Genomic DNA, 22,893 nt, shown 5'->3' with positions numbered 1-22,893 from the left:
ACCGAACCATCAATCTGATCGTCGAAATACCAACCGGTATCCGGGCATTGGTAGGGGACCGTCTCACGAGCGCTCCGGCTCGGCAATTCCGGTCGTCTACCGACCGCCCGGGTGGCCGCCGCTGCGGCTACGGTGATCTGTATGCCGTCGGCTGGCAGCTCGTCCGCAGATCAGGTAAAGCGGCGCCCGAAGGACCGCAAAATCCAGATCGCACGCGCCGCGACCGATGCATTCAGCGAGTTGGGCTATCACGCGGTCAGCATGGAGAACATCGCTGCCCGCGTCGGCATCTCCGCGGCCGCGTTGTACCGCCACTCGCAGGGCAAATACGACCTGTTCCGCGACGTCATCTTGGCCCTGGGCCAGCGACTGGTCGACGCCACCGCGTTTGCCGACGATTTGCCGGACGATGCCGATCCCGAGAAGACGTTGGGCGCACTGACCAGCGCGCTGATCGACAGCACGATCGTCAACAGGACAGCCGGTGGGCTATACCGGTGGGAGGGCCGCTACCTACGTGGCGACGATCAGCGCGCTCTGGCTGACCAAATCAAACTGATCAACCGGCGGCTACAGCGTCCGCTCATGAGGCTTCGACCGAAACTCACGTCGCGGCAACGCTGGGTTCTGTCGGCTGCGACGCTGAGCGTCATTGGCAGTATCACCGATCATCGGTCCCGGTTGGGTAACGCCGAGATCCGCGCGGCGCTGACCGACATCGCAACCTCCGTGTTGCACGCCGAGCTGCCAGGCCAACGTGGCCGCGAACCCGACCAGCCGCGTCCGGTGACGCTGACCAGCGCCGCTGGAAGTTATGAACTTCTTCTCCACGAATCGATGCGCCTGTTCAACGAGCGCGGCTTTCGCGAAACCGGGATGGAAGACATCGCGGCGGCCGTGGGTATACCGGTTGCCAGCATCTACCAGTACTTCCCGAGTAAGGCCGCGATTTTGGCGGTCTACTACCGGCGCGCCGCGGACCAACTTTCTGCTGATCTCTCCAGCATTTTGGCCACCAACGCAGACCCGGAGCAAGCCCTTGCGCAACTCATCGAGGCCTACGTCACCCGGTCGTTCGCCAATCCCGAACTGGCCTGCGTGTACTACACCGAACGGCACAATTTGCCCGACACGGACGCGGTGCTGCTCTACAACATTCAACGCTCCACTGTCGAGTCCTGGGCCAGCCTCGCAGTTGCGGCCGGCCCGGAACTCACCCTGGGCCGGGCCCGCTACGCCGTCCACGCCGCGTTCGCGCTTGCGGTGGATGTCGGGCGCCTCGTTTACCCTGACTCGGGTGCGACGGCCGGCCTCACGGTACGGCGCCTGATGGAGGTGACGGTGCTGGGACGACCGGCCGCAGCATCCCGCCATGCGGCGCGCGGCGGGGGGCGCCGACGCCGCCCTCAATAGAGGTTCGCGGTGGGGCCCACGAAAGTATCTGCTGTTCAAGTGTTCTCGTGCGATACGGCACGCCGGAACTCATCAGCTGCGCTGCTTGGCAGCCGGAACAGGGCATCCGCCGCCGAGGCTGGCCGTCGCTAGCGGCCGGTTCATCTTCAGCATCCGGCCCCACAACGCGGTGTCACTTTCTCGTCTAGCGGCGCGACGCGCGGCGCCGGGCGTGCGATCGAGCAGTCGGCGGAATCCGATGTTGATATGTGCCTTGGCCACCCGCGTCCTGCAACGGCGGCGAAGTGCAGTTTTTCATTTCGCGACGTGACTTCGGTTAGAAGGATTCGCATTGACGGTGGAGGGGTTAGGTACGGAACCGGTTGCGGCGAGCCATCCTTTGCGTGCGGTCGGGTGCCAGGCCAGTTGTGCCGGCATCAACGGCCACGCCCGTGCGATGGTGGTCCGGATCATGCGGTAGGAACGCTCATGCCGATTGGTCCACCTGATAGCGAATTGCCGGCGCACGACTGGTGGCAGCCCGCCGAAGATAACGAGGCGCATCGGCGGCGCCAAGGCAGCCCGCACAGGCAATGTCGGCAGCAGGATGTCAGCTATAGGACGCAGTCGGGGATGAGCCGGGTAGTCGGGGGAGGCACTCATATCGGGAATGGCTGAACGCTTGATGTAGTCGATGAGGTAATCCGATGCCGGGTTGGGGCGCAGCACTTCTCGACAGTAGCGATCAACTTCGCGCTCGAACGCAGCGCGATCAGGCGGCAGCACGCTCTCGGCGACCCCGTAGCGGCGATACCACTCGCATCCTTCGGCGTAGAGGCGTTCACTGTCGCGTGCACTAAGTGGTCGGCGTTGCCAATATTCAGCAATGCGATCGACCATGCGCTGAAATGTTGCGTGCGCCCACCAGAACGTTTCTGGATTCAATGCGTGGTAGCGCTGGCCGTCCGAGAGTTCCCCCTTTATCTCGCGATGAAAATCGCGAACTTGTATTCCCGTCGCGCCAGCTTGCGGACCGTTGTAGACGGTGCCCAGGATTCCGGGCAGGGAACGGAAGACGCGGTCGACGGGGTCGTTGAAGAAATCAGAGTGGTCGATCAGGCCCTGACCGATGGCGGGATGCATGGTCTGTAGCAGTCCTGCGGTGCCACCTTCGAAAGCTATGCGCATATCGCCGGCCCATCGCCACAGCAGTGAATCGGGTCCTAGGTCGAGGCGGTCGTCAGTGGGCCGCGCTAGTTCGTCGGTCATGGCGCCCACTTTCCTCTCGACGTCGATTACTGTGCCGGAGTCGATGTCGCACCCACTGCATATTTGGCCGCTCTAATGATTCATCCATCACGGCCGTTCCTGCCCAGGGGATTTCACGCCGGCGGCGGTAGCAGCTGATGCGCGCTGTAAGGCGCGGGCCATCTGTGCCACCATGATCTGATGGTGACACGAGTAATAACTCACATTCAATTCGCGTTTTGATGGGGGACTCGTCCTCACCGGAGCGGCGCCGGATCCCACGACTAGATCGATCGCGCGCGACGGTCGAGCGCATCCTTGACGCCGCTCAGGAGGTCTGGGGCGCTCCTCGATTCCGTCGATCAGCCGCGATGAAATTACTGTCCTGGCACTCAATTACCTGCGTCCGTCGCCGGCTCATGAGTGCGCATCGACCCGGGACCGACGAACGGACACGCGTGACACCGAAAGACGAATCGAGACCGAGTAGACGACAGCGGCACCACCCACAAGAACCCGATGCTGAATAGTGCGCGTGCATACTGCGTCGAACGCTGCTGCACTTTTTCGCTCAAACACCGTTCCAAAGGCAGCTGGTAATATATGTCGAACCGCTTATATGACCCCATGTTATGGGGTATAAAAGGCAATTCGTGACGCGGTTGATCGGGCCGCGGCACTACCGAATGATCCGAGCGATCATTAACATATATGGCGTCTAGTCCGCACGCCGAGACGCGGTGGGTCCTGATTGCTTGGTGAGCCGCCTTCAAACTCGGCAGCCCGCGCGAAAGGCATGCCCATGCTCAGCAGGATTCGCACCCTCCTGGAGTATCAATTGACCATCGCTGAACTGCTGGGGCTGGCGATATTGCTGGGGACGCCGTACGTGATCGTCGGCGTGATCTGGTCGAGCACCCATACCCAGCACCTGCACGACGTGCACGGCGCCGATCTGGTGGTGTCGTTCCTCGGCTCGATCGTGTCGTGGCCGGTGCTGCTTTTCGCCAACGTGTGCATGACTTAGGGGCTCGCATGGCCAACCGTGGGCCGCTGATCGTCTCCGCCGCCGTATTACTCCTCGCCGGCGGGCTCTTGGCACTGTGCTTCCCGGTGTTCATCGACGCCTTTGATCAGTTTGGTTGGCAAGTCAAGTGCGGCAACGGCTTTGTGGCCGAACTCATCCAAGCCTCAAGCGCGGTCGGCACGGCGAGCAACAAATACGTCGACCAATGCAATAGCGCGTTGATGGTCCGACGGTTGTGGGCGATTCCGATGGCGGTCCTGGGCGGCATGACGCTCACGTGGCAGGCGGCGGTGGCAGTCGCCCACGACCACCGGCGATCGACGCCATCAGGGCGTGGGGCGCAACCACCACGACGTGGGCAAGTGGCATCTCGGCAAGACGGAAAACCGTATTGACAGCACTTTCCACCGTCTAACAGCAAAGGGAATCGCTTACCGCGTGCTCTCGTCCGGTAAGTCGTGCCGAGACTGGTGCAATCCCGGCCCGGCCGGGTCCTCGTCCTGGTGTTCGAGTTGCTCCTGCAACTTGCGCTGTTCTTCGGTCGCCTCGCGTGCATCCTCAGGTGCCGCGGGCGGGTCGAAGTTGACCTGTTGATCCACCGAGATCTCCTCTGAACGCCTGCACTGCCTGTTCCAGGATCTCCCGAATAAGGGGCGGCGAAACGCGGTCCGGTCCCGCGATGTCGATTGCGCTGCTCACGGCGCCGCGGAAATCAATACCGCTTGACCAGCGCGCGCGGCACCGTCCGCCACCCTCTGCTTCCATCGTCTGGCGACTCGAGCAGCAATACGGCCCGGCGTTCCCGCCCCCATCCCCGGCCCTGGTGACCGGGGCCGAGGGCTTCGGCTACATGGTTGGCGGCGTCGGCCTCAACATGGAATCGAAAGCGCAGACAGAGGCCAGAAGCGCGGTACCCACCGGGCAGACCGCCGCATCGGCGGCGAGCCTGACGTCTGCGGAGCATGCGCAGGGACGCTCACGTAAGCGTCCGCGGTCGATCGTCGACCCCGGTTACCGCTACGAATTCATCGAGGCCGACGAGGATGCCGCGCTTGCATCGGCATTGCCGGATCGATATCGGCCCTCGGACTCCAGGGCCTCGATACAGGGCTTCACCGGTACGTTACCCAAGCCTGTTGCGCGCGTGGCAGGCCTGATCACGCTGACCGGCAAGGAATCCGGTGACCGCACCTGCATGCCAATGGTGCCGGAGAGCTGGGAGGGGTCGTAGGCCGCGCGCTTCGGCGCCGTCAGCCGAGGTGCGCGGACAGTAGCCAGGCGCCCACGGACTTGCGACCGTTGTCCTCGTCGCGGATGTCGGCGCCGGCGAAGGCCTCAAAGCCCGCCAGGAAGCCCTCGGGCACGTTGGCGTGGATGCGGGCTGGCCGGATCTCGTCAATCACCCAGTATTTCGAGACCACATCGCGCAGCTCATCTTCCGTGACCGCATTGATGGGGCCATCGGGTGGCATCGCCGCGCGGTCGAAGACGAGCACGAAGTACGAGGCTTCTGGAGCGGCTGCCCGCACGATCGACTGCTGATATCCCTCGCGCAATTCAACGGGCATCGAGTGGAAAAGGGTGCTGTCGACGACGGTTCCGAAACGGCCGTCGTAGCCGGTGAAGGCGCTGATATCCGCGACGTCAAAGGTGGCGCTGGTCAGGCCTCGTCGAGCGGCTTTCTCGGTTGCCAGCGCGATGGCGGTGGGCGACTGGTCGAGACCCACCGTGGTGAAACCGCGCTCGGCGAGGTAAAGCGACACCGCCGCCTCGCCGCAACCCGCATCGAGCACATCGCCATGGAACTTGCCTTCGTCGATGAGGGCCGCGATCTCTGGCTGCGGCTCACCGATGCTCCACGGCGGTCGATTGCCCTCGCCCATCTCGGGGGCCTCACCCCGGTAGGCGGCTTCGAACATCTCTTGAGTTGGTTGCGTCATGATGCGTTTATATCAACCGCACTGATATATGTCAATAAGGCTGATATGCTGGGCGGCCGCCAGCGCTGCGCATGAAGGCTGGGTCCTGCAAGGCGAGCGCTGACAACCCGCGACCGCGCGGGCTACCCGATCGCGACCTGTGCGAAAACCTGCAGCGGTGCTCCTGCTCGCAGCGGTCATTGGCTCGAGCGGTGTCGGCCGGTGTAGGCGAGACCCGGGGAATGCAGCAGCGGTGCGCGGGTGTTCGCTGTAGGTATGGCTGACGAAATCGAACTGAGCCCCAGGGGTTGGGTGCGCGACCAGACCGAACAGATCTTGAGTCAAGGAACGACCGACGGAGTCGAGGTGTTCGACCGGCCGATTGTGCTGCTCACGATCACCGGGGCGAAGTCCGGCAAACAGCGCTACGTACCGTTGATGCGGGTTGAGAAGGATGGCCGCTACGCCGTAGTCGCGTCGCACGGTGGCGCTCCGGAACATCCGGTCTGGTACTTCAACCTCAAGGCGAATCCGATGGTGACGCTGCAAGATGGCGACAAGGTTGTCACACTGACCGCCCGCGAGCTCGACGGTGCCGAGCGGGACGATTGGTGGGAGCGGGCCGTTGCAGCCTTTCCGCCTTACGCGGAATACAAGACGAAGACCACGCGCGCGATTCCGGTTTTCGTTCTGGAGTAACCACTTTCCATCTCATGCACCGTCGCCTGCGATGGGCATCACAAAGATTTGCATTCAATATGCGCTCGGCCCGTCAGGTTGACCCTGGTACGCGCCCCGCATACCTTCGAACGCATAGGCCAGGCATGTCCGCCGAACAATGACGTTCGTGGTATTTCTAACCGCCTGTGCTGCACGGCTTTACACAATTTTTACCTGCCGTGACCGGGTGGATATCCAAAGCTCGCCGCTAAAGACCAATTCAGGGGAGGGCCGGTGCAACACGTCGAACAGCCAGTTGGCCAGGGTGCGGAGGACGCAGTCCCGTCCCGCATCGGCCGGATGCGCGAGACGCTCCCGTATGACCTGCCGGCCTCGTTGGTGGTCTTCCTGGTGGCGCTTCCGTTGTCGCTGGGCATCGCGATTGCCTCGGATGCACCGGTTCTCGCCGGTTTGATCGCGGCGATCGTTGGGGGCGTGGTCGGTGGATGGATCGGCGGTTCACCGCTGCAGGTGAGCGGACCGGCCGCAGGACTTACCGTCATTGTCGCCGATCTGGTGGCCCAGTTTGGTTGGGCAATAACGTGTTTCATCACGGTGATCGCCGGTGTCCTGCAAGTCATGTTGGGGCTCAGCCGGATTGCCCGGGCAGCTCTGGCGATCTCGCCGGTGGTGGTGCACGCCATGCTGGCCGGCATCGGGATTACAATCGCCCTGCAGCAAGTGCACGTATTGCTCGGTGGTGCCTCGAAGAGCTCGGCTTGGAGCAACGTCATCGGTCTGCCCGCACAGATTCTCGGTGCTCACCGGCCGGGACTCGTCCTGGGCCTATTGGTGATCGCTATTCTCGTTGCCTGGCGCTGGGTTCCGGCCCGGGTTTCCAAGATTCCCGGACCGTTGGTTGCGATCGTCGTGGTCACCGCTATCTCGATAATCTTCCCGTTCAACGTATCCCGAATAGTCCTGGACGGCTCTGTCCTCGAGGCGCTGCGCCTGCCATCGCTGCCGCACGGGAACTGGGGAGCAGTCGCCGTCGCAGTCATCACCGTCACCCTGATCACGAGCGTGCAGAGCCTACTGACGGCGGTATCGATCGACCGGATGCACACCGGGCCACGAACAGACTTCAATCGCGAGCTGATTGGCCAGGGCGCGGCGAATATCGCGTCAGGCGCCGTCGGTGGGCTTCCCATCGCGGGCGTAATTGTGCGCAGCGCGGCCAACGTGAGTGCCGGCGCAAAAACCCGCGCCTCGACGATCCTGCATGGCATTTGGATATTGCTGTTCGCCGTACCGTTTGCGGGACTCGTCGAAAAGATCCCCACGGCGGCCCTCGCCGGCCTTCTCATCGTGATCGGCATCGAACTGCTGAAGCCCGCACATGTCGAAACCGCTTTGCGGAATGGCGATCTCGTTGTTTACCTGGTGACCGTTCTCAGTGTCGTCTTCCTTAATCTGCTGCATGGCGTCATGATCGGACTAGCCTTGGCCGTCGCCATGACCGGATGGCGGGTGGTGCGAGCCAGGATCGATGCCAAACCCGTTGGTGACGGATGGCACGTCGTTGTCGAAGGTGCGTGCACCTTCCTGGCGCTGCCACGGCTGACCGGCGTCTTGGCCTCCGTCCCCGAACGTACTTCGGTCACCATCCACCTGCTCACGAATTATCTCGATCATGCAGCACACCAGGCGATCAGCGACTGGCAACGACGGCACTGCGCTACCGGCGGTCAGGTCCACGTTCGTGACACGGTCGACACGAGCGACTCTGACACCCTGGCCACCAGCGGCCTTATGGAATCGGTTGGCCCCAAGAGGAAGTCGCCGAAAACCAACCGCCGCAACGTGCACCTGAGCCTGGTCGAGGAGTTGTCCGCGTCCGGGGGCAAATAAGACCGACTATCGTGTCGGCGCCGCTAGGTCAAGTCGGTGGCAACCTCCTGCAAGGCGGCGAGGTGTTCATCGACACTCGCGAAGCCGGCCTTCATGGTGTTCACCGACAGGTGGCTGGCGCCGGCTCCGCCCTGATCGACCACGGTCGTCAGCGGGATTTTCCATTGCGGGCTGAGCGAATCGGTAATCGGTGTGAAGCATGATGTAGTCGTGACGGTAAAGAAGGTCAGTGGGGTGCTACGGGTCGGCGAGATGGAGCCGACATTCGAACACGAGTTGGCCGCGCGCTACGCGATTCCGAAGCTCCCCGACGGAACAGCGCGAACGCAGTTCCTTTCCGAGCATGGCGCCGAGGTGCGGGTGCTGGTGACGTCGGGATCACCCGGTGTCGATGCCGCCACCATTGCGGCACTGCCCAATCTGGAGGTGATCGTCAACAACGGCGCCGGGGTGGATCTGATCGATTTGGGTGCGGCGAGGCGGCGCGGCATCGGCGTGAGCAACACTCCCGATGTGTTGTCGGACACAGTCGCCGACACGGCAGTGGGTCTGATCTTGATGACGCTGCGCCGTTTCGGTGCCGCCGATCGGTACGTGCGCGCCGGCCGGTGGGCCCGTGAAGGCCCATTTCCCTATGCCAGAGATGTCAGCGGGCTGCAGGTCGGAATTCTGGGCATGGGCCGGATCGGTTCGGCTATCGCGACCAGGCTCCTCGGATTCGACTGCGCCATCGCCTATCACAACCGCCGCCGCGTCGAGGGATCGCCATTCCGCTTTGCCGAGTCCCCCGTGGAACTCGCCGAATCGGTAGACGTGCTGGTCATCGCCACGACGGGTGATCGCCACACCCGCAAGCTGGTCGACCGCGCTGTGCTGCGAGCCTTGGGCCCCGAGGGTTACCTGATCAACATCGCGCGGGGCAGCGTCGTCGACGAGGACGCGCTGGTGGAGTTGCTGGTCGCCGGGCAACTGGCCGGTGCGGGGCTGGACGTCTTCGCCGAAGAGCCGCAGGTGCCCGCGGAATTGCTCGAGTTGGACAATGTGGTGCTTCTCCCGCATGTCGGCAGCGCCACCGCGCGGACCCGGCGGGCCATGGCACTGCTGGCCATCCGCAACCTCGACAGCTACCTCGACAGCGGCGAATTGGTCACACCTGTCTTACCGCCGCGCCATTAGAACTTGCTAACGACGCGGTCCGCGGCCATGACCTGGTGATTCTGTACGGGTATCGGTCTGTGGCCGAAGCGATACTGGCAGAAGGTTATTGCTCCGAGCGCATCTGGGTATGCGACCTTCATGAGTCCACTACCGCCGGAGATTGCCATGCCAATGCGGCTGACGCTTGCCGGCACAGCTCGCCCCGATACGGCAGCGGAGTGGCGTCGTGTGCTGCAACGGTGGTTGCAGCAAGAGGTGCGCGCACCGGACGAAATCCGTGAGGACGTGGTTCTGGGCGTCAACGAGGCGCTGGCAAACTGTGTTGAGCACGCCTATCGCTCGCATAGCCAGGTCGGTGCCATGAGACTTCAGGCCAGCTTCGATCCCGAAGCCGAGTCGATTCGGGTCTGTGTCAGTGATCGCGGGAGCTGGCGGAAGCCGTCATCCAGGCACTCCAGCGACCCTTACGCGTCGCGCGGCATCATGCTGATGCACGGCGTCGCCAATCACTGCACCATCCATGCCCGTCCCAATGGCACCAGCGTCTACCTGGATTACGCGACCGACGTGGAGGCTGGCGCTCGCCAACAAGATTGGAGCCCGGCCCAGCCCGGATCAGACGCCTGACCGCGCCGATGGCGTGAACTTGACCGGCATCCTTTCCAGACCGCTGACGAAGTTGGCCGGACGCAGCGGCAGCGATTCCTCGGAGGCCAGCTGCATATCGGGCAGGCGCCTCAGCAACCGCTCCAGCATCGTCGACAACTCCAAGCGCGCCAGCTGGTTGCCCAGACAGAAGTGGGTTCCGAAACCGAACGCCAGGTGATTGTTGGGGTAGCGGTCGATGCGGAAGCTGTCCGGATCGCCGAAGACCGCCTGGTCGAAGTTCGCCGATTCGAACAGCAGGATTATCTTCTCGCCCCGCTTGAGCTGCGCACCGTGAAAGTCCAGTTCGGCGGTCATGGTGCGGGCCATGTTCTTGACCGGGGCGGTCCATCGCAGCATTTCCTCGATTGCGTTGGGTAGCAGCGTCAGGTCGTTAACCAGCTGCCGGTGCTGCTGTGGGTGCCGCAGAAGCTGCGCGGTTCCGCCGGACAGCGTGTGCCGGGTGGTCTCATCGCCGCCGATCAGGAGCAACAAAACTTCGGTGACGATCTCGTGCTCGGCCAGCTTCTCGCCGTCGACCTCCGCGTGCACCAGCACGCTGACCAGGTCATCGGTCGGATCCGCCTTGCGCGCGGCGATCATGCCCGTCATGTACTCGGTGTATGCGGCGAAGGCGTCCACCGAGACCTGAAAGTCCTCCTGCGCGGTCGTGCTGCTGAGCAGGGTCACCATGTCGTCAGACCAGCGAAGGAACATTTGACGTTCCTCCGGGAGCACCCCGAGCATGTCGCCGATCACCGCCATGGGAAGCGGAGCGGCGAGGTCCCAAACGAAGTCGCACTCCCCTCGCTCGCAGACGTTGTCGATCAGCGCATCGCACAGCGTGCCGATCGAGTGCGCCCGGTCCTTGACGCGCTTGCGGGTAAAGCCCGCGTTGACGAGCTTGCGCCGCAGCAGGTGCGCGGGGTCATCCATCGCGATCATCATCGGCGGCGCGTCCTGGTCCGGCCGGATCCCGCCGGCGTTGGAGAACAGCTCGGGCGCACGTTCGGCTTCGATGACCGCCTGATAGGTCGCCGCGGCCGCCAATCCGTTGCGGTCCCGAAAGACCGGTTCGTTCTCGCGCATCCACTGATAGACCGGCCTCGAGTCGCCCGCGTAGAAGGCGCCGTCCGTCAGATCAATGTCGGGCCGCAGCTGGCTGCGCGTATCAACAGTGCTTGGCACGGCTCACCCTCCCAGCATGCGCTCACTACCGTGAACCTTACAGTAGGAGCTGTGGTATTTCCCACAAGCTTCAACCGGTTGGTGACAGACAGCGTTGAGGCCGGGTAAGCGATGGCCGCTCAGGCCCGCGAGGTGGCGTGTCGGCGGGCCTCACACGCGCACGCGGTACGGCAAGCGACGCAACGCATCTCAGATGCCTGATCGTCAGATGCCTGCGATGAGTTCCAAGTCCTTCAGAGCCGCCTCGAGGTGACCGAGCATCCGCTGTAGGTGCGGGACGCTGCGGCGACAACCAACGAGGCCGAAGTCCAGGTTGTCTGCATTGTTGGTTACGGTGATGTTGACCGCCTGGCCGTCGAGCGGGATCGACAGCGGATAATTTCCGTCCAATCGCGCTCCGCGCCAATATAATTGGTCGCGGTTACCGGTCGATACGTTCGAAATGACGATGTTGAACGGCGGTGCGGCCGCGGACAGGTAGCCGGGGATCAGACCGAAAAACAGCCCCCCGATGTTGAGCGCTGACAGCGCCAACTGCTGAACCGGTGGAAGCTCCCAGAACACCTCTTTGGTTTGGCGGATGGATGCGCTGATCGTCTCGAGCCGGTTCGCCGGGTCGTCGAGGTCGGTCGCGAGATTGCATAGGAAGGTTCCGACGTTGTTCCCGCCGCGGTCGTCGTCGTCCTTGCGCAGATTGACGGGCACCATGGCGGTCAGGGGTGTGTCCGGCAGGGCGTTCTGGTCGATGAGATAGGCGCGCAGGGCTCCGGCGGACATCGCGAGCACGATGTCGTTGATGGTCGCACCGGTTGCCGACTTGATCGCCTTGATGCGCTCCAGCGAGTAGGACTGGGCCGCAACCCGGCGGGCGCCGCCGATTCGCACGTTGAACATGGAGCGTGGCGCCCGAAACGGCAGGGTCAATTGTTGTTCGAGCAGCGCCGCACGTGCGAGCTTTAGCGTGGACGGCGCCAAGGCGAGCGCCGACCCCGCGGTGCGGCCGAACCGGTCAAAGAGGGATGGCTGGTGCCGGCGTCCGCTGCGCTTGCGCGGACCGAGGTTCCACGGAACGCGCACCTCGTCGTCATTTGGGTCGGACGTGAACGCGCGCTGCATCAGGCGTAACGCCGAGACGCCATCCATCAGGGAGTGGTGATACTTCGTGTAGACCGCGTACCGCCCGTCCTGCAATCCCTCGACGAGGTGCGCCTCCCACATCGGACGGTGCCGGTCGAGCAGCCCGCCGTGCAGCCGGGAAGCCAACTCGAGCAAGTCTCGGACCCGTCCGGGTTCGGGCAGAGCCGATCGGCGCAAGTGGTAATCGAGTTCGACGTCCTTGTCGAAGGACCACGCGACATTCGTGATGCCGCCGAAGAAGGCGGGGTGCTTGCGGAACGTCGGCTGTAGGTCCGTGCGCTCGAGCATCGCCTGATACGCATCGCGCACGAAATGGGGACCGGCATCCTCCGGGGGTTCGAAGAGCTGCAGCGAGCCCACGTGCATCGGATGCTCGCGTGACTCACCGAGGAGGAACAACGCGTCCGTCGGTGATATCGGTTCCATAGTCGTTCCCATTCCCTCCGCTGTGCCGCTCGTCCAGCGCATGCCCCCTTCGTATTAGCCACATGGGGCGATTGCTAATCCCGAATAGCCGGTCTGTTCACTCGCGGCCGTCAGAGCGCTTGCACGGGCATTCGTTTGGGTACTGACGCTCCAGGGGGTGAAAATGCCGGCGGATTCGGGTTGTCCCAAGCGGATGGAGTTTGGACCGTGCGGCGGTGTGCGCCCGGACGGACAATGCGAGATGCGCCCGAGTCCTTGTGTGTTCGACGACGTCGTACCGTGGTCGGGCGATCGCCCCACCCCCCGTCCCGCGCGTGCTCCGCGGGTGCTCACCGACTTCAGTGCCACCCCGTTCGATCCTGACGACATTGCGGCCACCGCGGCCATCCTGGCGCCCGGGTGCGACGCCGTCCTCGTCGGCGAACATCAGAACAAGCCCGACTTTCCGCCTACGCTCATGGCCTCGCTGCTGCTCGATGCAGGCGTGACGCCGTGGATCACGTTGTCGTGCCGGGACCGCAACCGGGTGGTCCTCGAGCAGGAACTGAGGGGATTGCGCAGCATCAATGTCGACACGGTGTTGTGCGTGACGGGCGACGGACGCGGCTACGACGTGCGTCCAGAAGTCACGCAGACCTTCGACCTCGACGGGCCCCGACTGGTGTCGCTGGCCGCGTCGGTCGGCATGGCCGCGGCGGTACCCGAGACGCCCACCGCCCCACCTGTGCACCGCCGACCGGCTCGCTTGGTCGAGAAGCAGCGAGCCGGAGCGAGCCTGGCGATCCTGAACCATGTGCCTTTTCCCGACATGGTCGCCGGTTTCATGACGGCCGCGCGATCGGCCGGCTTGACAATCCCGGTGATCACCTCGGTGGCGGTGTTCACCGACAGCATCTCGGCGGCGGTCCTGGAGAACTTGCCCGGACTTGAGATCGACCCCGTTGTGACACAACGGGTTTTGAGTGCAGCGGATCCGGTGGCCGCCGGTATCGCGGCGGCGGTGAGCGAGGCTCGAGCGTTGTTGGCGATCGAGGGCGTCGAGGGTGTCAACGTTTCGGGGCTGGCATCCGCTTCGGGCCCTCGCGTTGGCGCGGAGATCAAGGCCGAGGTCGGTCGTCGGATCCGGGCGGAGGCGCCTATGACGCGCGTCGCCGACGATGCAGAGCGTAGCGATGAGGAGGAGCGGCGCCTATGACGCGCGTCGCCGACGATGCAGAGCGTAGCGATGAGGAGGAGCGGCGCCTATGACGGACGCAATGGAGGCCGAGTTCGACACCGTAGCCGAATGGACCGCGCAGGTCGCGGCGGAACTCGGGCCGGACTATCACCTTCCTGCCGGGTGCCGGGGAAGCGGGAGTCCGGCCGCACTCGACTGGCTCATCGAGCGGATGGAGTTGGCGCCCGGGGCCGCCCTGTTGGATTCCGGCGCGGGCGTCGGAGGCCCCGCCGCCTACGCCGCCCGATCCGGCGCGGCGCGGCCCTTGCTCGTCGAACCCGAAACGGGCGCCTGTCGCGCGGCGCAGAAGCTTTTCGGTTTTCCGGTGGTGTGCGCTCTCGGATCGGCCCTGCCGGTGCGGGATGGCAGTTTCGACGCGGCCTGGTCGCTGGGCGTGTTGTGTACGACGCGGGATCAATTGGCGCTGCTCACAGAGTTGGGCCGCGTCGTGCGGCCGGGTGGGCGCATTGGGCTGCTGGTTTTCGTCGCGCACCGGGAAATACCGTCAAACATTTTGGAAGGCAATCACTTTCCGACGCCCAGCGAATTGCGTGAGCTATTGACCGGCGCCTCACTTCACGTCGAGCAGTGGTTAGGCACGGCGGCCCTGCCGCCGATCGACGACACGTGGAACGAGCGCGTCGATACCGTAGAGAGTGTTCTCGGTGAGCGGCACGGCCACACGGAAGCCTGGCAGCTCGCCGAACGTCAAAGTTCCAGGATCGGACGGCTGTTGGGCGATGGAACCTTGACCGGTGAGTTGCTGGTGCTACGTCACGCCTGAATGATGCGGCGGCAACACGTCGTGTCGGGCATGTCCTCGGCGGAGTGTGCGGTACCCGGGCGGTTGTCACCGACTCCGAGGGCGGCTGGCACCGGTGGCCAGGAAGATGACCCGTCGCGCGATCTCGATCGCATGGGCGGCGAAGTGTCGTAGGAGCGGCCCAACAGGGTGGCCTCCACGGCGGCGGCGACTTCGTGAGTCCGGTGTCGTACGTCGTCGGGAACGGCCGAATAGGGGTGACGGGTGCGGACGATCTCGGCGGTCGGTCAGCGCGTCCAGGCGCTGCTGGAAAGCGGTCCGCATCTTCAAGGGATCAGCCCGTCAGCGCCAAAGAAACGTTTTCGTCGAGAACGGCCGTTAGCTGATTTCCTCGGCGAGCGCGCGGGCCTCCCGCTCGGTTTCGACGGCAGGCCCGGAGCCGGGCAACGGCTTTCGCGCTACTTCCGGGGTGAATAGCAGCGTGATGGCGCCCACTACGCCGCCGAATATCAGCATGTAGGCAGGCACCATCACGTTGCCGGTACCCGATACCAGCGCTTGGGCGATCAAGGGTGTGATACCGCCGACGAGCGATATCGAGATGTTGTACGAAATCGCCAGCGCCCCATAGCGCACGTTGGTCGGAAACAGAGCCGGCAGCATGGCCGGCCCGGTGCTGTCAAAGCACAATTCCATCAGGCCGATCGTCAGCACCCCGATGAAGATCACCGGGTATATGCCCCCGAAGCGGATGAGCAGGAACGCCGGGACGGACGCCACGATCAGCAGCCCGCAGCCCGTCCACATGATGGGTTTGACGCCGATGCGGTCGGACAAGCCGGCGACGAGCACCACGGTGACCATCAGTATCGCCAAGGTCGACACGATCATGACCAGTCCTGCGGTGCGCCCGACGCGGACGAAGAGCCTGAGGTACGTCGGCAGATATCCGGTGAGCATGAAGTCGGCGACCTGGGAGGTCAGCACCAGCGCCGCGCAGATCAGCATCGGGCGCCATTGGGTCGCGACCGTGCGCAGAATTTGCTGCCGACCTTGGCCACCCGATGCGGACGCAGCGTCGTGCGCACTCTGGTAGGCGGAGGACTCCTTGAGCCGAAGCCGCAGGTACAAGGCGACCAGACCGAAGGGCAGCCCCAGCAACAGCGGAATCCGCCAGCCGTAGGTCAGCATGGCGTCATCCGGCAGCCAGGTCTGCAAACCCGTCACCAGCAACCCGGCCAGGACGAATCCGACCAGGTTGCCCATGGGCAAGAACCCGACCATCATGCCGCGTTTGTGGTCGGGGGCCTGCTCGACGAGATAGGTCATCGCGCCGACGTACTCGCCACCGGTCGATAGGCCCTGGAAAATTCGTGCGACGACGAGCAGGATCGGCGCCCAGATGCCGATGGCGCTGTAGGTGGGCAGCAGGCCGGTCATGGTGGTGCTCACCGTCATCATGAGGATGGTGACCACCAGGACTCGGTGGCGACCGATCCGATCGCCCAGCGGGCCGAAGATGAATCCGCCGAGCGGGCGCACGACGAATGCCGCCGCCAGCGTGCCGAAGGTCGCGATGAGGTGAACGCCGCTGACGTTCTTTCCGGGATAAAACACCTGGGCGATCGTGGTGGCGATGTAGCCGTAGACCCCGAAGTCGTACCATTCCATGAAGTTGCCGATCGCGGTGCCCATTATGGTTTGGCGCATCGCCGGATCGGCGACCCTGATGTCTTTACGTGCCCACTTCCTCCGGCGGCGTCGAATAACCATCGAGTGATGGCTTACCCGAAACATTTCGCGGACGAACCAGCGGGGTGGGGGTAATCACGCGCATCGACGGGAGATGCCAGTTAGGCGAGCGTCGCCGGAGTCACCGACGTCGGAATCCCGCCGCCGTGCAGGCCGAAATCGGTTATCCGCGTCACGCCGGCTCGTTCGCGGGCGCCGCTCATTGGCCTTTGAGGCTCCCGATGCGCAGCGAGAAATCGGCCGGCTTTCCCTGTGTCGGCTCGTCGAACTGTTCGACGTAGCGCTGCGGGTCACGATCCGTGATCGACAACCCCTTGGTGGTGGGGTGCTCGGCCATGAACTCGCTGTATTGACGGCCGAGCGCTTCCCGAAGCCCGATGGGCGCATTGCGGCGAAAGTCCGACAGGCCTTCTCGTTCCTCCTCGCCCATGTGATCGTCGTTGGCCACCCGGGTGCGGCCTACGGCCGCCCACCACTGCTCGCTGCCGAGTGGGGCGGCGTCGGCGTCGCGCACACCGTCGCGGATGTCATTGTGATCGCCGATCGCGTCGAGCGTCTCGCCTTCGGCGTCGTCACCCCCACGTTTCAGCAGTTGGGGGTAGAAGATCTTTTCTTCGATATAGGCGTGCACGTCCAGTTTGTCGGCGAGCGCACGCCACACTCGTTTGAGCGCGGGCCGGTCATCGGGGCGCTGGGCCTGCAGATCGTCCAGTCGCGCGAACTGTTCCCGAAACCACTCGTGGTCGGCGAGGATCAACATAGTGATGTCGTCCATCGCAGTGTCCCGCCTCTCTGAATGTCGGTCAGCCGGGCTTACCCCGCTCACCAGCTGAGGTAACAACTCGGCGCGGGATTCGTCAACCGCGTGTGCCGTCGGCGCCGCGGTCATCGGCGCTATGGCCCTGAACTGGAACTCGGCGGCAGGGCGCAGGCATCCGGGCGGATACACTGGGGCGTCAGTCAGCGGTCAGCTTCGATCGCACCCGTACGCCAATAAGATCAGTCAGAGGTTGTGCCTTGTCCGAAAAATCCGGCGATGCCGTCAGCTTGGAACCGCATTTCGAGGACGTACAAGCGCACTATGACCTCTCCGATGAGTTCTTCGCGCTCTTCCTAGACCCGACGCGGACCTATAGCTGCGCCTATTTCGAGCGCGACGACATGACGTTGGAGGAGGCGCAGTACGCCAAGGTTGACCTCTCGCTGGGCAAGCTTGGACTGCAACCTGGCATGACGTTGCTCGACATCGGGTGCGGGTGGGGCACCACCATCGTCCGCGGTCTCGAAAATTACGATGTCAACGTCGTGGGCCTCACGCTCAGCCGCAATCAGCAGGCACACGTGCAGCGGCGTCTTGACAGCCATCCGTCGCAGCGGTCCAAGCGCGTGCTGCTGCAGGGCTGGGAGCAGTTCGATGAGAAAGTCGACCGGATCGTGTCGATCGGCGCCTTCGAGCACTTCGGACGCGACCGGTACGACGACTTCTTCAAAAAGACCTATGAGGCGCTACCGGCCGACGGCGTCATGATGCTGCACACCATCATCAAGCCCAGCGACGAAGAGTTCGCCGAGCGCGGGCTGCCCATCACCATGAGCAAGCTGCGCTTCATGAAGTTCATCATGGACGAGATCTTCCCGGGCGGGGACCTGCCACAGGCCAAGGGCGTCGTGGAGCACGCCGAGCGCGCGGGCTTCGGTGTCAAGCTGATCCAGCCGCTGCGCCTGCACTACGCCCGCACCCTTGACACTTGGTCGGCCGCGCTCGAGGCGCGCCGAGACCAGGCCGTCGCGATCCAGTCCGAAGAGGTGTACGACCGGTACATGAAGTACCTGACGGGCTGCGCCGACCTGTTCCGTGAGGGCTATACCGACGTCGCACAGTTCACCCTGACCAAGGGCTGACGCGCATCTCCCACCGGCCCGCTTGGCCGGAGTGCGGTTTACCGGTCCGATTCGGCGGGTAATTGGACGGCAACAACCTGATTCGGTGGGCGCCGGTGTTCTTCGGTGTGACGCCGCTGGAAGGATTAGACCGTGAGCGCCAAACACCGCATGCCGGATGCACCGGAGCGCAGGCCGACTTCCACTCATCGGGGTCGTCGGCGCGGGCTGTCCGGCGCCGGCGCGGTGTGCGACATCGTCTCCGCGTCACTCTTGTGTGCCGCCTGCGTGACGGCGCTGATGCTCAACCTAGGCCAGCCTGAGAAGCGCGCTGTAGCCGCCGATCTGGAGCCGCCGGCGACTTTGCAACCGGTGAGCCAGGAAGGGACTGTGGTGGCCGTGTCGGCGAACTCGGTGACCATGCGCAGCGCCGACGGGCACATCCAGACCTATCGATTCACCCCGGAAACCACCGTCGTCCCCCATGGTGCGCGCCAACCCATCACCACCGCACCGCATTTCGCGGTCAATGACAACGTCGTTGTGGTTGGGACGATCGAGGGTGCAACGGCGCTGGCTACCGCGGTCGCCTACCGCGGTGCAGGACATGGCGAGGCTTTGCCAATGGATTATTCTGACGGCCAAGCGATTCCATCTTGGCGTCACCTGAGCTTCGACTCCTAGAATTCGCGTTTCCTCGCAGAAACTGGTAACCCGGCCTGATCTGGGAGCGAGTGGGACACGGGAGGCGCCATGAGTGAGCACGAAGCGAAGATGATCATCTTGTCGACCGACGACCTGGACGAGTCGATCAGGTTCTACAGCGAGACCTTGGGCATGTCACTGAAGTTCCGCGACGGTGCGCACTTCGCGGCCATGGACGCGGGCCCGATCACGTTGGCGTTGGCGACCGCGATCGACCATCCCATCCCGGGCCAGGTCGTGGTCGGGATCAAGACCACCGACGTCGATGCCGCGGCGGAGGCTGTCGAGGCCAGCGGCGGCGGCATCGTGAAGGGCCCTTACGACGACGCCCATGAACGGCGCGCCGTGGTCTATGACAACAAGGGCAACGGCTTGGTGTTCTATAAGCCGTTGGACCGATAGCGGCCCACCTCCCCGAGAGTTCCGGTGCGCCTTTACTTTCCGGTGCGCTCGCGGTGTTTGCAACCCGGCCAGCAGCACGGCCGGCGCTTGCCCTCTTCCAACTCCTCCTGGGTCCGGCGGATGCGGCGCTCTCGGGTCACCTGTTGCTTGGCGTCCTCGACCCAACAGATGAACTCGTTTCGCGCCAGCGGCGTGATGTCCTTCCACGCGGCTAGTGCGGTGGCATTGCCGATCAGCGACTCGCGCAGATCCGCCGGCAACTTGTGCACGACACCGCCCGGCACGCGCTGGCCGCTCATCGGCCCACCAGATGCGCGCTGTCATCATGTAATTCGTCGCGGCGTAATGTCATCGGCGTGCGCGCCGGAACGTCGCCTCCCGCGACCACCGTGCGGGTGATCGGGGTGAGTGTCTGAAACAGCGTCTCCACCTCGTCATCGTTGAGGGCGTCGAGTGCGGACAGCGCCAGCGTGTCGGTCGTCGATTCGATGTGATCCTTCAATTGCCGTCCGGCCGCGGTCAGTGTTCCATCGCTGCTGAGTAACCCCCGCTCGGCGAGCGCTTGTTCGTGTTGACGCCAGGACGTCTCGTCGTAGTCACGGGTGCGTGCGATGTAGTCGCGAGAGACGTTGCCCGCCGCGGCGTGTAGGACGTTGGATTCTCGGCCTGAGACGCCGGCCGCGGCCAGCACCGCCACGTGGGCGTCGCCGCGCTGTTCGCGCAGCAGCGTGGTGGCGTGCCACAGGGCGGACAATGGATCGTCCGGCCAGGGCAGCGCCACATTGGCCGCGAACAGCGGGCGCGCATCGAGGGGCGCGTGCCGGGCCGCCCTGCTCGCCAGTTCGGCTGCAACGCGGACATTTTCATTTAAGCCCAGGCCGTAGCGGCGTAGCGCCGCCACCGCCGACTCTTGCCGAGCACGCAGTGCGGCCTCTGGACCCGCGATCTCCCATGCCGCGGGCAGTGCCTTAGCGACCCGTTCGGGCGCGAAGTTGTAGAACACCGCGGTGACCACCTCGCGGGGTAGGGCGCCGAGCGGTGCCGAGCGAGCCGCGAAATAGCCCATCCAGAAACCCCGGTAGCCCAGTGCGTCCAGCGCGGCCCGTGCCTCCGGTGCGAAGTACGTGACTGCGTGCACCGGTTCGTAGCGATCGAAAAAACGTCGGGCCAGCAGCGGTTGTCGTCGCATGTTCGCAGTTAACCACTGGCGCAGCCCACCACCAAGCACGGACCTGCGGTAGAAAAGCTCCTCAGTTTAGGCTCGGGTGGTGACCATCCCCTATGACCAGGCTTTGCGTGTGCGGATACGGAACCATCTGGACGGCCACGATCGTCGCGTGCTGACCGATCCGACAAAGCGGCACGCGGCCGTCGCGGTGGTACTGGTCGATTCGGAGGTGGGGGAGGATCGGGTCGATCCAGTGTCGGTGGACGAGTGGAATGGCGGACGTCCGATGCCCGCCACCCATTTGGACGGCCGCATGGTCGATGTCTCCGGCGGGGCCGCGTTTTTGCTGTGCCGCAGGGCGTCTCGTCTCAGTTCACATGCGGCCCAATGGGCACTACCGGGTGGTCGGCTCGATCCCGGCGAGACGGCGGTCGACGCCGCGCTGCGAGAACTGCGTGAGGAGGTCGGCGTCGAGCTGTCCGATTCGACCGTGCTGGGTTTGCTCGACGACTACCCCACCCGGTCCGGGTACGTGATCACACCGGTAGTCGTGTGGGGAGGAGGACGGCTGGAGCCTCGCCCCGCGCCCGACGAGGTGGTGGCCGTTTACCGGGTGGGGCTCCACCAGCTCCAGCGTGATGACTCGCCCCGGTTCATCACAATTGCGGAGAGCCCGCGACCGGTCGTGCAGATCCCGTTGGGAAATGACCTCATTCACGCACCGACCGGCGCCGTGCTGCTGCAGCTGCGCTGGCTGTGTCTGGAAGGGCGAGCCGACCCGGTCGACGGGTTGGAACAGCCGGTTTTCGCGTGGAAGTAAACCAGTCGGCGCCGGCTCAGCGATCTCCTCGACTCCGACCCGGTGCACCGAACATCAACGTGGCCAATTCGACCAGCGATGCGCCCGAGAGGTCGACGCCCGTGGCTTCGAGGTATAGTTCCCGGCCGGGGCCGTATTCCTGCGGTCGCGCGACGAAACCGGTGGCCAGGCCGCTGTTCTGAGCCGCCTCGAGGTCGGTGGGGTGCGCCGCCACCAGCATCACCTCACCGGGTTCCAGACCGAGCAGATGCGCGGGCGTCTGGTAAGCACGCGGATCGGGCTTGTAGGTTTTGCCGACATCGGACCCGAGCACCACATCCCATGGCAGACCGGCGTACTTCGCCATATCGACCAGCAGTCCGGTGTTGCCGTTGGACAGCGGCCCGACGATGACGTGTCGCTTCATGGCCGCGATGCCGTCGACACTATCCGGCCACGGTGGCAACCAGCGCCACGACCGGGCGAGTGCCTCCACCTCCTCGCTCGGCAGCACTTCGGCGGCGACACCGAACTTCTCAAACGATGCGAGGAGGTTTTCTTCATGCAAAATGTCCAGCGACACGAACTCGCGACGGCCCGAAAGGACCTCGGACATCGATGGCAGGTACCGTCCGCGCCATTCCAGCGCGAAAGCCCCGGAGTCGACGCTGAGGTGGTGGCGCTGCGCGAAATCGCGTACTGAGGCGGCGATCCCGGAACGCCAGTCGACGACCGTTCCAAAGGTATCGAACAAAACGGCACGTACAACCCGGCCGGTCGAGGGCGAACGATATTCGGTCATTCCTCAGGCTAACGTCGCCGGCCTTCGATCGGCCCATGCGCGCCCTCCGCGAACGCTGACCCGTTCCCCGGACTCATCGGCGGGCAGCAGCGCGGCGCCGTGATCGTGCGGTACGCGCAACGCCGTCGGACAGGCGACGTTCGACGATGCTCAGCGCGCGCTCGGCCCATCGAATGTTCTCCTCTTCGAACGAGATTCCGCGCGTGAGTGTCAGGTAGGGGCCAACTCGGTCGACCTGGGCGAGATAATCCTCTTCGCTGCGGCCGTCCAGCATTCGCGCCCGCAGCCGTTCGTAGCGTTGTGCTTTGGCGACCGCCCAATCCCGTCGTTCCCGAATGAATCCGCGGACCGCCTCGAGGTCTCCGGCGTCGGAGGCCTGGACCTTGACCAGCAATTCATCGCGGATGACCGACGGCTTCGGCGCCGTGGTGGTGAACTGCCGGATCGCGTCACGGCCCGCCTCGGTCAGCGAGAACATGCGCTTGTTGGGCCGGCGTTCTTGCTGCACGATTCGGGCCTGGATGAGGCCTTGCTCAGCCAGCCGGTCGAGTTCGCGATACAGCTGCTGGGGGGTGGCCGGCCAGAAGTTGGCGACCGAGGCGTCGAAATCTTTGGCCAGGTCGTACCCGGATGATTCACCCTCGAGGAGGGCGGCCAACACCGCGTCACGCAGCGACATCGATCGATGCTACAA

Annotated in this window: 26 protein-coding genes and 1 pseudogene; 14 read left to right on the top strand and 13 right to left on the bottom strand. The window is 64.3% G+C overall.

Features of this window, described 5'->3' with window-relative positions; translation table 11 throughout:
- The first annotated feature begins 141 nt into the window (after positions 1–141).
- The gene (locus A5686_RS18300; protein ID WP_067937228.1) at positions 142–1,413 is read left to right on the top strand and encodes a TetR/AcrR family transcriptional regulator; all 1,272 of its coding nucleotides are present in this window, start codon (positions 142–144) and stop codon (positions 1,411–1,413) included.
- 72 nt (positions 1,414–1,485) lie between these two features.
- On the opposite strand, the gene A5686_RS27360 is transcribed toward A5686_RS18300, so the two are convergent.
- Complete coding sequence (locus A5686_RS27360; RefSeq protein ID WP_156750132.1) at positions 1,486–1,674, bottom strand: hypothetical protein; 189 nt, start codon at positions 1,672–1,674, stop codon at positions 1,486–1,488.
- A 33-nt stretch (positions 1,675–1,707) separates the two neighbouring features.
- Positions 1,708–2,661 carry an oxygenase MpaB family protein gene (locus tag A5686_RS18295; protein ID WP_067937226.1) on the bottom strand — a complete coding sequence of 318 codons (954 nt, stop codon included), beginning with the start codon at positions 2,659–2,661 and terminating at the stop codon, positions 1,708–1,710.
- Positions 2,662–3,442: 781 nt separating this feature from the next.
- On the opposite strand from A5686_RS18295, the gene A5686_RS18290 reads away from it, so the two are divergent.
- Both A5686_RS18290 and A5686_RS18285 read left to right on the top strand, forming a co-directional pair.
- A complete protein-coding gene (locus A5686_RS18290) occupies positions 3,443–3,667 on the top strand; it encodes a hypothetical protein (protein WP_067937271.1) in 225 nt (74 codons plus the stop codon).
- Between the two features lie 8 nt (positions 3,668–3,675).
- A complete protein-coding gene (locus A5686_RS18285; protein ID WP_067937224.1) occupies positions 3,676–4,062 on the top strand; it encodes a hypothetical protein in 387 nt (128 codons plus the stop codon).
- Between the two features lie 36 nt (positions 4,063–4,098).
- Here the strand turns inward: A5686_RS18285 and A5686_RS27665 are convergent, their stop codons facing one another.
- Positions 4,099–4,266, bottom strand: a complete 168-nt coding sequence (locus A5686_RS27665; protein WP_197520623.1) for a hypothetical protein — start codon at positions 4,264–4,266, stop codon at positions 4,099–4,101.
- A gap of 80 nt (positions 4,267–4,346) precedes the next feature.
- Between A5686_RS27665 and A5686_RS18280 the strand changes: the two genes are divergently transcribed.
- Complete coding sequence (locus A5686_RS18280; protein ID WP_067937222.1) at positions 4,347–4,898, top strand: hypothetical protein; 552 nt, start codon at positions 4,347–4,349, stop codon at positions 4,896–4,898.
- 19 nt (positions 4,899–4,917) lie between these two features.
- Here A5686_RS18280 and A5686_RS18275 read toward each other — a convergent pair whose 3' ends face one another.
- Positions 4,918–5,607 (bottom strand): class I SAM-dependent methyltransferase, encoded by a 690-nt coding sequence (locus tag A5686_RS18275; protein WP_067937219.1) that lies wholly within the window; start codon positions 5,605–5,607, stop codon positions 4,918–4,920.
- A gap of 255 nt (positions 5,608–5,862) precedes the next feature.
- Here A5686_RS18275 and A5686_RS18270 point away from each other — a divergent pair, with 255 nt between their 5' ends.
- Both A5686_RS18270 and A5686_RS18265 read left to right on the top strand, forming a co-directional pair.
- Positions 5,863–6,285: a nitroreductase family deazaflavin-dependent oxidoreductase gene (locus tag A5686_RS18270; protein ID WP_067937217.1), complete on the top strand. Its 423-nt coding sequence runs from the start codon at positions 5,863–5,865 to the stop codon at positions 6,283–6,285.
- A gap of 321 nt (positions 6,286–6,606) precedes the next feature.
- Positions 6,607–8,157, top strand: coding sequence for a SulP family inorganic anion transporter (locus tag A5686_RS18265; RefSeq protein ID WP_067937215.1), 1,551 nt, complete (start codon positions 6,607–6,609; stop codon positions 8,155–8,157).
- 23 nt (positions 8,158–8,180) lie between these two features.
- Here A5686_RS18265 and A5686_RS27355 read toward each other — a convergent pair.
- A pseudogene (locus A5686_RS27355) lies at positions 8,181–8,282 on the bottom strand (LLM class F420-dependent oxidoreductase); the annotation flags it as partial.
- A gap of 85 nt (positions 8,283–8,367) precedes the next feature.
- On the opposite strand from A5686_RS27355, the gene A5686_RS18260 reads away from it, so the two are divergent.
- On the top strand, positions 8,368–9,333 hold the full coding sequence (locus A5686_RS18260) for a 2-hydroxyacid dehydrogenase (RefSeq protein WP_067937269.1): 966 nt from the start codon (positions 8,368–8,370) through the stop codon (positions 9,331–9,333).
- Positions 9,334–9,486: 153 nt separating this feature from the next.
- On the top strand, positions 9,487–9,942 hold the full coding sequence (locus A5686_RS18255; RefSeq protein WP_067937213.1) for an ATP-binding protein: 456 nt from the start codon (positions 9,487–9,489) through the stop codon (positions 9,940–9,942).
- Here A5686_RS18255 and A5686_RS18250 read toward each other — a convergent pair.
- Together A5686_RS18250 and A5686_RS18245 are read right to left on the bottom strand one after the other, a co-directional pair.
- On the bottom strand, positions 9,931–11,148 hold the full coding sequence (locus tag A5686_RS18250; protein ID WP_067937212.1) for a cytochrome P450: 1,218 nt from the start codon (positions 11,146–11,148) through the stop codon (positions 9,931–9,933). The two genes, A5686_RS18255 and A5686_RS18250, sit on opposite strands and share 12 nt — an antisense overlap.
- Positions 11,149–11,352: 204 nt before the next feature.
- The gene (locus A5686_RS18245) at positions 11,353–12,711 is read right to left on the bottom strand and encodes a wax ester/triacylglycerol synthase family O-acyltransferase (RefSeq protein WP_067937210.1); all 1,359 of its coding nucleotides are present in this window, start codon (positions 12,709–12,711) and stop codon (positions 11,353–11,355) included.
- Between the two features lie 163 nt (positions 12,712–12,874).
- On the opposite strand from A5686_RS18245, the gene A5686_RS18240 reads away from it, so the two are divergent.
- Complete coding sequence (locus A5686_RS18240; RefSeq protein ID WP_082947698.1) at positions 12,875–13,906, top strand: methylenetetrahydrofolate reductase C-terminal domain-containing protein; 1,032 nt, start codon at positions 12,875–12,877, stop codon at positions 13,904–13,906.
- 49 nt (positions 13,907–13,955) lie between these two features.
- Positions 13,956–14,711 carry a class I SAM-dependent methyltransferase gene (locus A5686_RS18235; RefSeq protein WP_067937209.1) on the top strand — a complete coding sequence of 252 codons (756 nt, stop codon included), beginning with the start codon at positions 13,956–13,958 and terminating at the stop codon, positions 14,709–14,711.
- 357 nt (positions 14,712–15,068) lie between these two features.
- Here A5686_RS18235 and A5686_RS18230 read toward each other — a convergent pair whose 3' ends face one another.
- Together A5686_RS18230 and A5686_RS18225 are read right to left on the bottom strand one after the other, a co-directional pair.
- Positions 15,069–16,400: an MFS transporter gene (locus A5686_RS18230; RefSeq protein ID WP_067937207.1), complete on the bottom strand. Its 1,332-nt coding sequence runs from the start codon at positions 16,398–16,400 to the stop codon at positions 15,069–15,071.
- 241 nt (positions 16,401–16,641) lie between these two features.
- Positions 16,642–17,217 carry a hemerythrin domain-containing protein gene (locus A5686_RS18225; protein WP_067937205.1) on the bottom strand — a complete coding sequence of 192 codons (576 nt, stop codon included), beginning with the start codon at positions 17,215–17,217 and terminating at the stop codon, positions 16,642–16,644.
- A gap of 242 nt (positions 17,218–17,459) precedes the next feature.
- Between A5686_RS18225 and A5686_RS18220 the strand changes: the two genes are divergently transcribed.
- The 3 genes from A5686_RS18220 to A5686_RS18210 all read left to right on the top strand — a co-directional run bounded on the left by A5686_RS18220 (position 17,460) and on the right by A5686_RS18210 (position 19,430).
- Positions 17,460–18,344: a cyclopropane mycolic acid synthase family methyltransferase gene (locus A5686_RS18220; RefSeq protein ID WP_067937203.1), complete on the top strand. Its 885-nt coding sequence runs from the start codon at positions 17,460–17,462 to the stop codon at positions 18,342–18,344.
- A 132-nt stretch (positions 18,345–18,476) separates the two neighbouring features.
- Positions 18,477–19,007: a hypothetical protein gene (locus A5686_RS18215; RefSeq protein WP_067937201.1), complete on the top strand. Its 531-nt coding sequence runs from the start codon at positions 18,477–18,479 to the stop codon at positions 19,005–19,007.
- Positions 19,008–19,076: 69 nt separating this feature from the next.
- The gene (locus tag A5686_RS18210; RefSeq protein WP_067937200.1) at positions 19,077–19,430 is read left to right on the top strand and encodes a VOC family protein; all 354 of its coding nucleotides are present in this window, start codon (positions 19,077–19,079) and stop codon (positions 19,428–19,430) included.
- Positions 19,431–19,462: 32 nt separating this feature from the next.
- Here the strand turns inward: A5686_RS18210 and A5686_RS18205 are convergent, their stop codons facing one another.
- A complete protein-coding gene (locus A5686_RS18205; RefSeq protein ID WP_067937198.1) occupies positions 19,463–19,729 on the bottom strand; it encodes a YdeI/OmpD-associated family protein in 267 nt (88 codons plus the stop codon).
- On the bottom strand, positions 19,726–20,619 hold the full coding sequence (locus A5686_RS18200) for a hypothetical protein (RefSeq protein WP_067937196.1): 894 nt from the start codon (positions 20,617–20,619) through the stop codon (positions 19,726–19,728). The genes A5686_RS18205 and A5686_RS18200 overlap by 4 nt, the downstream gene beginning before the upstream one ends.
- A gap of 79 nt (positions 20,620–20,698) precedes the next feature.
- Between A5686_RS18200 and A5686_RS18195 the strand changes: the two genes are divergently transcribed.
- Entirely contained in the window at positions 20,699–21,418 is a 720-nt protein-coding gene (locus tag A5686_RS18195) for a CoA pyrophosphatase (RefSeq protein ID WP_067937265.1), read from the top strand.
- 16 nt (positions 21,419–21,434) lie between these two features.
- Here the strand turns inward: A5686_RS18195 and A5686_RS18190 are convergent, their stop codons facing one another.
- Both A5686_RS18190 and A5686_RS18185 read right to left on the bottom strand, forming a co-directional pair.
- The gene (locus A5686_RS18190) at positions 21,435–22,199 is read right to left on the bottom strand and encodes a haloacid dehalogenase type II (protein ID WP_067937194.1); all 765 of its coding nucleotides are present in this window, start codon (positions 22,197–22,199) and stop codon (positions 21,435–21,437) included.
- A gap of 73 nt (positions 22,200–22,272) precedes the next feature.
- Positions 22,273–22,878, bottom strand: coding sequence for a PadR family transcriptional regulator (locus A5686_RS18185; RefSeq protein ID WP_067937192.1), 606 nt, complete (start codon positions 22,876–22,878; stop codon positions 22,273–22,275).
- Positions 22,879–22,893: the final 15 nt, after the last annotated feature.

Source organism: Mycobacterium sp. E2479 (assembly GCF_001667925.1).
In the GTDB taxonomy this organism is placed as follows: Bacteria; Actinomycetota; Actinomycetes; order Mycobacteriales; family Mycobacteriaceae; genus Mycobacterium.
The sequence above is the reverse complement of the archived record's forward strand: the minus strand, read 5'-3'. Positions and strand labels throughout refer to the sequence as shown.

Coding starts and splice junctions, on each gene's coding strand:
- A5686_RS18300 (WP_067937228.1), top strand. CDS start 142: ATGCCGTCGGCTGGCAGCTCGTCCGCAGATCAGGTAAAGCGGCGCCCG.
- A5686_RS18295 (WP_067937226.1), bottom strand. CDS start 2,661: ATGACCGACGAACTAGCGCGGCCCACTGACGACCGCCTCGACCTAGGA.
- A5686_RS18290 (WP_067937271.1), top strand. CDS start 3,443: ATGCTCAGCAGGATTCGCACCCTCCTGGAGTATCAATTGACCATCGCT.
- A5686_RS18285 (WP_067937224.1), top strand. CDS start 3,676: ATGGCCAACCGTGGGCCGCTGATCGTCTCCGCCGCCGTATTACTCCTC.
- A5686_RS18280 (WP_067937222.1), top strand. CDS start 4,347: ATGTCGATTGCGCTGCTCACGGCGCCGCGGAAATCAATACCGCTTGAC.
- A5686_RS18275 (WP_067937219.1), bottom strand. CDS start 5,607: ATGACGCAACCAACTCAAGAGATGTTCGAAGCCGCCTACCGGGGTGAG.
- A5686_RS18270 (WP_067937217.1), top strand. CDS start 5,863: ATGGCTGACGAAATCGAACTGAGCCCCAGGGGTTGGGTGCGCGACCAG.
- A5686_RS18265 (WP_067937215.1), top strand. CDS start 6,607: ATGCGCGAGACGCTCCCGTATGACCTGCCGGCCTCGTTGGTGGTCTTC.
- A5686_RS18255 (WP_067937213.1), top strand. CDS start 9,487: ATGCGGCTGACGCTTGCCGGCACAGCTCGCCCCGATACGGCAGCGGAG.
- A5686_RS18245 (WP_067937210.1), bottom strand. CDS start 12,711: ATGGAACCGATATCACCGACGGACGCGTTGTTCCTCCTCGGTGAGTCA.
- A5686_RS18240 (WP_082947698.1), top strand. CDS start 12,875: ATGCCGGCGGATTCGGGTTGTCCCAAGCGGATGGAGTTTGGACCGTGC.
- A5686_RS18235 (WP_067937209.1), top strand. CDS start 13,956: ATGACGGACGCAATGGAGGCCGAGTTCGACACCGTAGCCGAATGGACC.
- A5686_RS18230 (WP_067937207.1), bottom strand. CDS start 16,400: ATGCGCCAAACCATAATGGGCACCGCGATCGGCAACTTCATGGAATGG.
- A5686_RS18225 (WP_067937205.1), bottom strand. CDS start 17,217: ATGGACGACATCACTATGTTGATCCTCGCCGACCACGAGTGGTTTCGG.
- A5686_RS18210 (WP_067937200.1), top strand. CDS start 19,077: ATGAGTGAGCACGAAGCGAAGATGATCATCTTGTCGACCGACGACCTG.
- A5686_RS18205 (WP_067937198.1), bottom strand. CDS start 19,729: ATGAGCGGCCAGCGCGTGCCGGGCGGTGTCGTGCACAAGTTGCCGGCG.
- A5686_RS18200 (WP_067937196.1), bottom strand. CDS start 20,619: ATGCGACGACAACCGCTGCTGGCCCGACGTTTTTTCGATCGCTACGAA.
- A5686_RS18190 (WP_067937194.1), bottom strand. CDS start 22,199: ATGACCGAATATCGTTCGCCCTCGACCGGCCGGGTTGTACGTGCCGTT.
- A5686_RS18185 (WP_067937192.1), bottom strand. CDS start 22,878: ATGTCGCTGCGTGACGCGGTGTTGGCCGCCCTCCTCGAGGGTGAATCA.